9 protein-coding genes are annotated in these 11,996 nt (G+C 72.8%); 6 read left to right on the forward strand and 3 right to left on the reverse strand.

Going from position 1 to position 11,996, the window contains the following annotated elements:
* Positions 1-59 precede the first annotated feature (59 nt).
* The 5 genes from SMD20_RS38215 (at position 60) to SMD20_RS38235 (ending at position 8,173) form a co-directional block, all read left to right on the forward strand.
* A complete protein-coding gene (locus tag SMD20_RS38215) occupies positions 60-254 on the forward strand; it encodes a hypothetical protein (protein ID WP_090938435.1) in 195 nt (64 codons plus the stop codon).
* Positions 255-398: 144 nt separating this feature from the next.
* Complete coding sequence (gene smc, locus SMD20_RS38220) at positions 399-4,085, forward strand: chromosome segregation protein SMC (protein WP_329590607.1); 3,687 nt, start codon at positions 399-401, stop codon at positions 4,083-4,085.
* A gap of 53 nt (positions 4,086-4,138) precedes the next feature.
* Complete coding sequence (gene ftsY / locus SMD20_RS38225; RefSeq protein ID WP_329590609.1) at positions 4,139-5,314, forward strand: signal recognition particle-docking protein FtsY; 1,176 nt, start codon at positions 4,139-4,141, stop codon at positions 5,312-5,314.
* Between the two features lie 267 nt (positions 5,315-5,581).
* Positions 5,582-7,258 carry a tetratricopeptide repeat protein gene (locus SMD20_RS38230; RefSeq protein WP_329590610.1) on the forward strand — a complete coding sequence of 559 codons (1,677 nt, stop codon included), beginning with the start codon at positions 5,582-5,584 and terminating at the stop codon, positions 7,256-7,258.
* 30 nt (positions 7,259-7,288) lie between these two features.
* Positions 7,289-8,173, forward strand: coding sequence for a DUF72 domain-containing protein (locus SMD20_RS38235; protein WP_329590611.1), 885 nt, complete (start codon positions 7,289-7,291; stop codon positions 8,171-8,173).
* Positions 8,174-8,179: 6 nt separating this feature from the next.
* On the opposite strand, the gene SMD20_RS38240 is transcribed toward SMD20_RS38235, so the two are convergent.
* Positions 8,180-9,253 (reverse strand): PLP-dependent cysteine synthase family protein, encoded by a 1,074-nt coding sequence (locus tag SMD20_RS38240; protein ID WP_329590612.1) that lies wholly within the window; start codon positions 9,251-9,253, stop codon positions 8,180-8,182.
* Between the two features lie 251 nt (positions 9,254-9,504).
* On the opposite strand from SMD20_RS38240, the gene SMD20_RS38245 reads away from it, so the two are divergent.
* Complete coding sequence (locus SMD20_RS38245) at positions 9,505-10,089, forward strand: sigma-70 family RNA polymerase sigma factor (RefSeq protein WP_329590614.1); 585 nt, start codon at positions 9,505-9,507, stop codon at positions 10,087-10,089.
* An 8-nt stretch (positions 10,090-10,097) separates the two neighbouring features.
* On the opposite strand, the gene SMD20_RS38250 is transcribed toward SMD20_RS38245, so the two are convergent.
* Positions 10,098-11,042, reverse strand: a complete 945-nt coding sequence (locus tag SMD20_RS38250) for a sensor histidine kinase (protein ID WP_329590616.1) — start codon at positions 11,040-11,042, stop codon at positions 10,098-10,100.
* Between the two features lie 27 nt (positions 11,043-11,069).
* The gene (locus tag SMD20_RS38255) at positions 11,070-11,912 is read right to left on the reverse strand and encodes a DMT family transporter (protein WP_329590618.1); all 843 of its coding nucleotides are present in this window, start codon (positions 11,910-11,912) and stop codon (positions 11,070-11,072) included.
* Positions 11,913-11,996 lie beyond the last annotated feature (84 nt).

An 11,996-nucleotide genomic window follows, 5' to 3' on the forward strand; every position in this document is an offset into this window, starting at 1 on the left:
CCCGCGGAATAAGAAGTGCGCGAACCAGTCTGGTCACTCAGCGTGGAGGACCCTTTACCATGGCGAAGGCTCTACTCGGCCACGTCGGCGGTCCTGACCCTCGTATGGTCTCGGAGATGCGTCGCCTGCAGCAGCGCATCCGTGACCTGGAGGCAGAACTCATCCGACTTCAGGCCACGAACGACGCTCTTGCGGCGCAAACCCGCGACGAGGCGCTCAGCCGCATGCAAGAGCGCGAGCCGGCACTCACCTGAGAGTGATCGGAGCGCAAGACCCAGGGACGTCTCCGAGAGGCGTCCCTTGCTATTTGCCCTTGTCCCACCCGGTGCCGCCTGCGCCGGGTGGCCGGGACCAGTAGGCTCTTCCGAAGGTCCGGGTCGGGGAGAAGGGGGTCGCTTTTGTACCTGAAAACCCTCACCCTGCGCGGATTCAAGTCCTTCGCCTCCGCCACCGCCCTGCGGTTCGAGCCGGGCATCACCTGCGTGGTCGGCCCCAACGGCTCGGGCAAGTCCAACGTCGTGGACGCCCTCGCCTGGGTCATGGGCGAGCACAGCGCCAAGTCGCTGCGCGGCGGCAAGATGGAGGACGTCATCTTCGCCGGCACCTCCTCCCGGCCGCCACTCGGCCGCGCCGAGGTCACGCTGACCATCGACAACACCGACGGCGCGCTGCCGATCGACTACACCGAGGTCACGATCAGCCGGCTGATGTTCCGGTCCGGGCAGAGCGAATACGCGATCAACGGCGACACCTGCCGCCTGCTCGACATCCAGGAGCTGCTGTCCGACTCGGGCATCGGCCGCGAGATGCACGTCATCGTCGGCCAGGGCCAGCTCGACGCCGTGCTGCACGCGGGCCCCGAAGACCGCAGGGCCTTCATCGAAGAGGCCGCCGGCGTGCTCAAGCACCGCAAGCGCAAGGAGAAGGCGCTGCGCAAGCTGGACGCCATGCAGGCCAACCTGACCCGCGTCCAGGACCTCGCGACCGAGCTGCGCCGCCAGCTCAAGCCACTCGGCAGGCAGGCCGAGATCGCCCGCAAGGCCGCCGTCATCCAGGCCGACCTGCGCGACGCCCGGCTGCGGCTGCTCGCCGACGACGTCGGCACGCTGCGCGCCACCCTGGAGCGCGAGGCCGCCGACGAGGCCGCGATCATGGCCAGGCGGGCCCAGGTCGAGGCCGAGCTGTCCGAGGCCCAGCAGCGGGAGGCCGCGCTGGAGGCCGCCGAGGCCGAGGCCCAGCCCCGGCTGGCCGCAGCCCAGGAGACCTACTTCCGGCTGTCCTCGCTCCGCGAGCGCACCACCGGCCTGGAGCAGCTCGCCGCCGAGCGGCACCGCCACGCGCTCGACGCCGCCTCCATCGAGCGCCGCGGCCGCGACCCCGAAGACCTCGAACGCGAGGCGGCCGAGGCGCGCGAGCGCGAGCTCGTGCTCAGGGCGGAGCTGGAGCAGGCGCGCGAGCTGCTGGAGGAGGCCGTCGAGGCGCGGGCGGGGCACGAGGCCGAGCTGAGCGCCGAGGAGCGGCGGCTCGCGCTGGCCGCCAGGGCCGCCGCCGACCGCCGCGAGGGCCTGGCCAAGCTGCGCGGCCAGGTCGACTCCGTACGCAGCAGGTCCCGCGCCGCCGAGGAGGAGATCGGCCGGCTCCAGCAGGCCGTGGCCGAGGCCGCCGAGCGCGCCAGGCAGGCCGGCGAGGACCTGGAGACCCAGCGGCTGGAGGAGCCCGCGGTCGATCCCGCGCTGGCCGAGGAGCTGGCCACGGCGCAGGCCCTGGTCGAGGAGGCCCGAGCGGTCGCCGACGCGGCCAGGGCGGCGGCCGAGGAGGCCAAGGCCGCGCTCGACGGGCCGCGTTCCGGGCTGCAGGCCGCCCGTTCGGCGGTCGCCACCGCGCGCTCCGCCGACCAGGAGGCGCAGCGGTCGGTGGCCGCGCTGGCCGCCCGCCGCGACGCCCTGGAGCTGGGCCTGGCGAGGGGCGACGGCGGGGCCGCGCTGCTGGAGGCCGACCTCGCCGGGGTGCTCGGGCCGCTGGCGGTCGCCCTGCAGGTCACGCCGGGCGCCGAGGCGGCCGTCGCCGCCGTGCTCGGCCCGGTCGCCGAGGCGATCGCCGTCAAGACCATCGACACCGCCGTGGACGCACTCGCTCTGCTGCGCGAGCACGACTCCGGCCAGGCCACGCTGCTGGTGGCACGCCCCGGCGGCCCTTCCGGCCCCGGCGGGGCGCGCGGGGCCGCGCCCGCGGGGGCGCGGTGGGCCGCCGACCTGGTCACCGTTCCCGATCATCTGCGGCCGGCGCTCGACCACGTGCTCGACGGCGTCGCCGTCGTGGCCGACCTGGAGGCGGCGCGGGAGCTGGTCGAGCTGCACCCGCGGCTCAGGGCCGTCACCATGGCCGGAGACGTCGTGGGTGCGCGGGTGGCGAGCGGCGGAGCCGCGGGCGGGCAGTCCGTGCTCCAGGTCCGCGCCGCGTTCGACGAGGCCGTCAGAGACCTGGAGGAGGCCGAGGCGCGGGCGGAGGAGACCGCGGCGGCGCTGGACGAGGCGATCGCCGGGGAGCAGCGCGCGCAGGCCGCGCTGGAGGCCGCCCAGGCCGGGGTCAACGAGGCCCAGACCGCCGTCACCACCGCCCAGTCCGGCGTGAGCGCCGCCCAGGGCGCGCTCGACCAGGTCAGGGGCCGCCAGCGGGAGGCCGACCAGCGCACGGCCGCCGCCGCCCGGCGGCTCGCCCAGCTGGAGGCCGCCGAGGGCGCCGCCCGCGCCGAGGCCGAGCGCCTGGCCGCGAGCGTGGCCAAGGCCGAGGAGGCCCGCGCCGAGGGCCTGGAGGAGCTGGCCGAGCTGGAGATCCGCCTGGCCGAGGCCGAATACGCCCAGGAGCTGGAGACCGAGCCCACCACCGACCTGCGCGACGAGCTGGCCGCCTCCTGCGAGGCCGCCAGGCAGCGCGAGATGGACACCCGCCTCCAGGTCCGCACGGCCGAGGAGCGCGTCAAGGGCGTCGAGGGCCGCGCCGACGGCCTGCTGCGGGCCGCCCGCCGCGAACGCGAGGAACGCGCCCAGGCGGCCGCCCAGCGGGCCAGGCGGCGGCGTCAGGCGGCGCTGGCCGAGGCCGTGAGCAAGGGCGCCCAGCGGGTGCTCGCGGCCCTCGCCGAGTCGGTGGCGCTGGCCTCCAGGGAGCGCGACGAGGCCGACCTCGCCCGCGTCGCGATCGACGCCGAGCTCAAGCAGGTGCGCCTGCGGGTGCGCGAGCTCGGTCAGGAGCTCGACAAGCTGGTCAACCGCGTGCACGGCAGCGAGGTCGCGCGCACCGAGCAGCGGCTGCGGCTGGAGCAGATGGAGCAGCGGGCGCTGGAGGAGTTCGGCGTCGAGGTCGAGTCGCTGCTCGCCGAATACGGCCCCGACGCCCCGGTCCCCGGCGACCCGCCCGTCCCCTACGTACGCGAGGAGCAGGAGAAGCGGGCGCGGGCCGCCGAGCGGCAGATGACCCAGCTCGGCAAGGTCAACCCGCTCGCCCTGGAGGAGTTCGCGGCGCTGGAGGAGCGGCACGCGTTCCTGACCTCGCAGCTCGAAGACCTGAAGAAGACCCGGCGCGACCTGCTGACCGTGGTCAAGGAGGTCGACGACCGGGTGGAGCAGATGTTCGCCTCCGCCTACGAGGACGTCGCCCGCGAGTTCGAGCAGATCTTCACCCGCGTCTTCCCCGGCGGCGAGGGCCGGCTGGTCCTCACCCAGCCGGACGACATGCTGACCACCGGCATCGAGGTCGAGGCCCGCCCGCCGGGCAAGAAGGTCAAGCGGCTGTCGCTGCTGTCCGGCGGCGAGCGCTCGCTCACGGCGGTGGCGTTCCTGATCTCGATCTTCAAGGCGCGGCCGTCGCCGTTCTACGTGATGGACGAGGTCGAGGCGGCCCTCGACGACACCAACACGCAGCGGCTGCTGACGCTCTTCGAGGAGCTGCGGCAGAGCTCGCAGCTGATCGTCATCACGCACAACAAGCGCACGATGGAGATCGCCGACGCTCTCTACGGCGTGTCGATGCGCGGTGACGGCGTGACGCAGGTCGTCAGCCAGCGGCTCAGAGAGCGCGAGTCGGCCTGAACGGTGTGGCCTTGGGCGTGACCATGACAGTCGATCTGGAAAACTGACATCTTGTGGAGAGTTACCTCGGCGTCATCGTGATCGTGGCCGTCGTCGCCCTGCTGGCGGCCGGCGGTCTCTTCCTGCTGCTCAGGCCGAGCCGTAAGGCCCCGCCGGTCAAGCCGCCCGAGACCCTCCCGATCCCGGAGGAGAAGGAGCAGCCGCCCGCGGCGGGCGAGGAGCGCGAGGGTGGCGCGACCACCACGCTGCCGCCGCCCGCCCCGCCCGCGGAGCCGATGGTCGTCGCCCCCGCGACCGAGGTGCCGCCGCCGTCCGCCGGCCGGATGGTGCGGCTGCGCTCGCGGCTGGCCCGTTCGCAGAGCGCGCTCGGGCGCGGCCTGCTGGAGCTGCTGTCCCGCGACCGGCTCGACGACGAGGTGTGGGACGAGATCGAGGAGCGCCTCATCACCGCCGACGTCGGCATCGCGCCGACGCAGGTGATCGTCGAGGAGCTGCGCACCCGCGTCAAGGTGCTGGGCACCCGCACGCCTGCGGAGGTGCGGGCGCTGCTGCGCGAGCAGCTGCTCGCCCAGATCGACCCCGATCTCGACCGCACCCTGCACGTGCAGAAGCACGGCGAGCGGCCGGCCGTGGTGCTCGTCGTCGGCGTCAACGGCACCGGCAAGACCACCACCACGGGCAAGCTCGCGCGGGTGCTGGTCGGCGACGGCAAGAAGGTCCTGCTCGGCGCCGCCGACACCTTCCGCGCCGCCGCGGCCGACCAGCTCCAGACGTGGGGCGAGCGCGTGGGCGCCGACACCGTACGCGGGCCCGAGGGCGCCGACCCGGCCTCGGTGGCCTTCGACGCCGTCGCGAAGGGCATGGAGGAGCACGTCGACACCGTCATCGTCGACACCGCAGGCCGCCTGCACACCAAGACCGGCCTGATGGACGAGTTGGGCAAGGTCAAGCGGGTCATCGAGAAGAAGGCCACGGTCGACGAGGTGCTGCTCGTCCTCGACGCGACCACCGGGCAGAACGGCATGCGCCAGGCCCAGGTGTTCGCCGAGGTCGTCAACATCACCGGCATTGCGCTGACCAAGCTCGACGGCACCGCCAAGGGCGGCATCGTGATCTCGGTGCAGCGGGAGCTGGGCGTTCCGGTCAAGCTCGCCGGGCTCGGCGAGGGCCCCGACGATCTTGCGCCGTTCGACCCGGAGGTCTTCGTGGACGCGATTCTGGGTGAGTGATCCATTACGGTCAGGACCTATCGGTTCATGTAAGGGCCCTTACCAGAAGATGCCTTGATGGGCGAGTTTTGCGTGTGCTGACATGTACCGGTCATCAATGATCCTCTGGTCATGAGCACGTGAAAGGGCGCCACCATGAAGAAGATCGTCGTACACCGGCCAGGGACCATGAAGGTCACCGCCGCGGCCGCGCCGAGGCACATGTCCTGAGCCGACCGCGCCGGCGCCTCCCCGCACAGAGGCGCCGGCCGCACCGGAAGAGGTCGCGTGAACACGATCGTCATCGACGCGGACCGCCGCGTCGGAGGCCCCTACACCTTCGCCGCCGCGCTCCTCGGCCGCCTCGTCCCCGAGGCGCTGGAGAGCGGGTCCGGGCTGCCCGCCGCGTACGACATCGAGATCAGGGCGGCGGCGCCCGCCCTGCGGCCCCTCGTGCCGGCCCGCAGGCGCTCGCTGGCCGGCGCGCTGCCCCGATCCCAGCGGGTGCTGGTCCCCGGGGCGCGGCGTACGCTCAGGCTGGCCAACGGGCTCGCCGAGTTCGTCCGCGACCATCTGGTCAGGACGGGCCCGCTCGCGGTCACCGTCACGAACCTGGCCGAGGCCGACCCCACCGACGCCGAGCTGGTCGCGGTGCTGCGCCGCCGGCTCGACCCCGCGCTGCTGCGGATCGAGGAGGGCCCGTCCGCGCCGTCGGAGGGGCCGCTGCCCGAGGACTTCGACCGCTACCGCGACGAGGGCTTCCATCACGCCATGGCCGAGTCGGGGCTGGCGAGGCTGCGCGCGACGGCGTACGACGACGACCCGGGAGGCTGGGAGCGGCTGCTGCAACGCGTCGCCGGCGCTCTGGAGGCCGTCGAGCGCGAGGACGAGGCCCGCGCGCTCTACGACGAGGCCCGCCGCCGGGTCACCGACCCGAGGCACCGCGCCACGATGGCCTACGCCACGGCCATGATCCTCGTACGGCACCACGACCCGGCCCGGCGCGACCCGGAGGAGGCCCTGGCCTGGGTCAACGAGGCCGTCACCATCACCTCCCTGCTGCCCGACCCCCGCGAGCGCGCCTTCCACCTGGGCTTCGACCTCAACGGCAAGGCCCTCGTCGAGGTGCGCAGGGGCCGCGCGGAGGCCGCCATGGAGCTCGTCGAGCGGGCACTCGACCTGGCCGAGACCGACCTCGCCGGCGAGCACCCGATCCACCGGCTCGTGCTGTACGCCAACCGCGCCCAGCTCCACGCCATGGCGGGCCGGCCGGAGGAGGCGCTGGCCGACTACGGGCGGGCGATCGCCGCCGACCCCGGCTACCCCGACTACTACCTCGACCGGGGCAACCTGCTGCACCGGCTCGGCCGCCCGGTGGAGGCGCTGGCCGACTACGAGGCCGTCATGCGGCTCAGCCCGCCCTTCCCCGAGGCGTACTACAACCGCTCCGAGTTGCGCTACGCCGCGGGCGATCTGGCGGGCGCCCGCGCCGACCTGGACCACACGCTGGAGCTGGATCCCGCCTTCGCCCCCGCCTACGTCAACCGGGCCGGGATCCACGCGGCGACCGGGGCGTACGCGCTGGCCAGGGAGGACGCGCAGGCAGGGCTGGCGGCCGCGCCGCGCGACCCCCACCTGTTGTGCGTGCTCGGCCAGGTCGAGCAGGCCGAGGGCCACCCCAAGGAGGCGCGGGCCGCCTACGACCGGGCGCTGGAGCTGGACCCGCGCCTGGTGGCGGCGTGGGCCGGCCGCGCCGAGCTGGCCCACGAGCGCGGCGACCACGAGGGCGCCCTGGCCGACCTTGACCGCGCACTCGCCGTGGAGGAGAGCGCGGAGCTGTTGTTCAACCGGTCGGTGGTGTTCCGGGCGGCGGGCCTGCCCGAGCGGGCGCGGCGGGATCTGCTGCGCGCCGCCGACCTGGCGCCGGGCGACGAGGACGTGGGGCGCGCGCTGGCCGAGGTGTGAGCCGGCGCCCGCGCGGGGTACGTGGCGGCGATGGGCAAGATCCTCGTCGGCACCGCGTCGTGGACGGACAAGTCGCTGCTCGCCTCCGGCTGGTATCCGCCGGAGGCGAGGACCCCTGAGGCCAGGCTGGCCCACTACGCGAGCCGCTTCCCCCTCGTCGAGGTGGACGCCACCTACTACCACCCGCCCGCGCGGCGCACGGCCGAGCTGTGGCGCGAGCGCACGCCGGACGGGTTCACCTTCAACGTCAAGGCGTTCTCCCTGCTCACCCAGCACCCGACCCGGCCGGACGCGCTGCACAAGGACTTACGCGCGGCGCTCGGCGAGAACCCCAAGCGCACCCTCTACCAGCGCGACTTACCGCCGGGGGTCGTCGAGGAGGTGTGGGACCGGTTCCTGAGCGCGCTCGTGCCGCTGCACGAGGCGGGGCGGCTGGGCGCGCTGCTGTTCCAGTTCCCGCCGTGGTTCCCGCCGGGCGAGAGCAACCGCCGCTATCTCCTGCGCTGCCGCGACCGGTGCCGGCCGATGCGGATCTGCGTCGAGTTCCGCAACGCCGCCTGGATGGACGACGCGCACCGGGAGGACACGCTCGCCTTCCTGGCCGCGCACGACCTGCCGTACGTGTGCGTGGACATGCCCCAGGGGCACCCGTCGTCCGTGCCGCCCGTGCTCGCCGCCACCTCGGACCTCGCCGTCGTCCGCCTGCACGGGCACTCCGAGCGGTGGACGAGCAAGGTCATCGAGGAGCGGTTCGGCTACCTGTACGGCGAGGACGAGCTGCGCGACTGGGCGGAGCGCATCGCCGGGCTGTCGGAGCGGGCCGCGGTGACGCACGTGCTCACCAACAACTGCTGCGGCGACAACTCCCAGCGCAACGCCGCCCGGCTGGCGGAGCTGCTGGGCGCGGCCCGCTGAGCGGCGCTACTGGTCCAGCCAGTCGCGCAGCTCGGCGAGGTGCGGCTCGATGTCGAGCGACTGCGCGGCGAGCCAGGCGGGGTTGCCGTAGGTGCCCTTGTAGCGGTCGCCGCTGTCGCAGACGAGCGTGACGACGCTGCCGTGCTCGCCGGCCTGGCGCATCTCGTCGACGAGCTGCACGCAGGCGGCCAGGTTGGTGCCCGTGGAGCCGCCGACGTCGAGTCCGGTGACCTCGCGGGTCCAGTGCATGGCGGCGATGGAGCGGGCGTCGGGCACCGCGATCATACGGTCGATGACCGACGGCTGGAACGACGGCTCGACGCGCGGCCGGCCGATGCCCTCGATCCGCGAGCCGGGCGCGGTGAGCGTGGCGTCGCCGGTGGTCCAGCTCGGGTAGAAGGCCGAGCCTTCGGGGTCCACCACGGCGAGGCGCGTGGGGTGGCGGCGGTAGCGGATGTAGCGGCCGATGGTGGAGGAGGTGCCGCCGGTGCCCGCCCCGACGACGATCCAGGCCGGCTCGGGGTGCGGCTCCATCGCCATCTGGGAGTAGATGGACTCGGCGATGTTGTTGTTGCCCCGCCAGTCGGTGGCGCGTTCGGCGTAGGTGAACTGGTCCATGAAATGGCCGCCGGTCTCGGCGGCCAGGCGGTGAGATTCGTCATAGATCGTGGCGGGATCGCGCACCAGATGACACTTGCCGCCGTAGAACTCGATGAGGTGGATCTTCTCCGGCGAGGTGGTGGCGGGCATCACCGCGATGAAGGGCAGGCCCAGCAGCCTGGCGAAGTACGCCTCGCTCACCGCCGTGGAGCCGCTGGAGGCCTCGACGACGGTGGTGGTGGGCCCGATCCAGCCGTTGGCCAGACCGTAGAGGAACAGTGAGCGAGCGAGTCGGTGTTTGAGTGAACCTGTAGGGTGCACCGACTCGTCTTTCAAGTAGAGGTTTACTCCCCAGTGCGAGGGCAGCGGAAAGACGTGAAGGTGTGTGTCGCAACTCCGGTTGGCATCGGCCTCCACCTTGAGTATGGCCTCCGCCACCCAGCGGCGCGTACGCGAGTCGTGACGGTCTACGAAAATCATGCTCTTACGCTATCCCCTGTGATGCTGGCCACTATTACTGCGGAATTGGGTGGGTAGTGTTATGATAACGAGACTTGTCCGGCCGTGGACGTGATGATGCACGCCGCGAGCAGACGGACGGAAACCCCTTCTGACCTTGGCGGACTCTCGCTAACGCGTCCCTTAGCAGGGACTTGCCATGATGAGAACGTCGGCAGACGGCCTTTGCCGAGACGGGGGACAGCGCAAGGGGGAATGAAACTTTGATCACCATGGCCGATGAGCAGCGCCAGGACTGGTTCGAGCGCGATGTCGTGCCCGTGACGTCGCAGCTTTTCGCGTCCGCCATGCGCTTGACCCGGAACGCCGCCGACGCGGAGGACCTCGTCCAGGAGACGGTGGCCAAGGCGTACACGTCCTACCACCAGTTCCGTGAGGGCACCAACCTCAAGGCGTGGCTGCACCGCATCCTCACGAACAACTTCATCAACGACTACCGCAAGAAGCAGCGTTCGCCGAAGCTGTCCGCGGCCGAGGAGATCGAGGACTGGCAGCTCCACGCCGCCGAGTCGCACAGCTCGACGGGTCTGCGCTCGGCCGAGACCGAGGCGCTCGACCGGCTGCCCGACAGCGTCGTGATGAACGCGCTCCGTTCCCTGCCGGAGGACTTCCGGGTGGCCGTCTACCTGGCCGACGTGGAGGGGTTCCCGTACAAGGAGATCGCCGAGCGGATGGGCACGCCCATCGGCACCGTCATGTCCCGCCTGCACCGGGGCCGCCGCCAGCTCCGCGGGATGCTGGAGGACTACGCCCGCGAGGAGGGCGCGGTGCGCGTCCCCAGCCAGCGCGCGGCCTGATCGGAAGGTCACCCACCCAGAGACAGGTGAAGGCGGACGCGAAGCACGCCGCCTTCCGCGCGCAGCTCCACCAGGTCGCAGAGCTGCCTGCTGATCCAGAGCCCGTATCCCCTCGGGGACTCGGGCTCGGGTGGTATGTAGCCGGGTAAGGGGTCGTCCAGGGCTCCGCCGGGATCGGCGATCTCACAGATCAGCTCACCGCCGGCGTTCCACATCGTGATCGTGCCGAACCCGGCGCCGTGCTCCACGCTGTTCGCGGCGATCTCCGAGACGCTGATGACCAGCGACGTCACCAGATCGCCGGCCATCCCGGCGATCCGTGCCCAGTCGCCGACGGTGTGGCGCAGCCGTCTCAGCTCGCGGGCGGTGAACCGGATCGTCACCGCGCCGGGCCCCGGCTCGGGCAGCGGCGCGCGGTCGCCGCTCAGCACCAGCTCTCCCGGCGGGACGAAACCGGCGCTCGGCGTCTCGCCCGCCCCGTCGAGCAGCAGCGGATGGTTGGCCTCGTGGTACGCCAGCGCGGCCGGGGGCGCCCGGCGCAGGTCGTACATGCAGAACAGCAGCGCCGTGCAGGGCGCGAGCGCCGCGTTGAGCACCGACTCGTGGCGGATCAGCTCGCGGACCTCTCGCTCGCTCCTGCCCTCCCAGGCCGGCTCGCCGACGACGAGCGTGCGCCGGCCACGGGTGTAGTCGTGCAGGGCGGCCAGGGTGCGGTAGGGGTGTGCGTACCAGGAGGCCGCCACCCGCCGGTCGACGTGCCCGGCGTCGCGGCCCAGGGCGTCGGTCAGCCGGTCCAGGTTGTCCTGGCCGGTGATCACCAGCACGCGCCGCCCCTCGGTGAGCGCGGTCCGCACGCGCGGCACCACGAGCCGGACAAAGGCGTCCTCGGAGTCGTACGGCACGCCGACGTGCCTCAGACCCCCGCCATTGATCCGTGCCCGGTCGGGCCGCACGGGCGAAACGTAACAAGCGCGCCGGGGCTACGCAACGGCTATCAGGGCCACCGCGCCGAGCGCGCATGCCACGCCCGTCACCTGGATGCCGTTCAGCCGCTCCCCGAGCACCCGCCTCGCCAGCAGCAGCGTGCTGGCCGGGTAGAGCGAGACGAGCACGGCCACGAGGCTGAGCAGTCCCTGCCGCTGCGCGAGCAGATAGAGGACGTTGGCCACCATGTCCAGGACGCCCGCCGCCACGATCACGCGCAGCGCCCCCGCCCCGGCCTGGGGCCGCAGCGCGCGCCCGGTGGCGAGCGCCACCAGCGTCACCGCCGTCACCGACGACATGCGCGCCCCGACCAGCGGCCACAGCCCGGCGTCGGCGGGGGCCATGGCGAGCAGGATGAAGAACCCGCCGAACCCGGCCCCGGCCAGCAGCGCGGTCGCGAGCCCGGCGGAGGGGCCCTTCTCTCCGCCGGCCGAGCGGTCCTGGCTCACCAGCAGCACCGAGCCGAGCGCCAGCGCCACGCCCACCAGCGCCCAGAACGCCGGCCGCTCGCCCGTCGCCAGCCCGAACAGCACCGGCAGCGCTGCCGAGGTCACCGCCGTGGTCGGCGCGACCACCGACATCACGCCGGTGGCGAGCGCCCGGTAGAACAGCGCCAGCCCGGCCGCGCCCGACAGCCCGGCGGCCAGGCCCCACAGCAGCGCCGGCCCGCCGGCCGTGCCCGGCAGCACCGGCACCAGGACGAGGATCAGCGCCAGACCGGCGAGCTGCGAGAGCACGACGACCGCGAGGACCTGGGTGCGCCGGGTGGCCAGGCCGCCGAAGAAGTCGGCGGTGCCGTACACCACCGCGCAGGCGGTCGCGAGGATCACCGCGGTCATTCGTCCACTCCTTTCGGAAGTCCAATGTGTTGCCCTTCCAGTACAACAGATTGAGTGCAGTGCATTGTCACTGGATATCACTAG

Origin of the sequence: Nonomuraea sp. LP-02 (assembly GCF_036289125.1) — a bacterium.
Taxonomy (GTDB): Bacteria; Actinomycetota; Actinomycetes; order Streptosporangiales; family Streptosporangiaceae; genus Nonomuraea; species Nonomuraea bangladeshensis.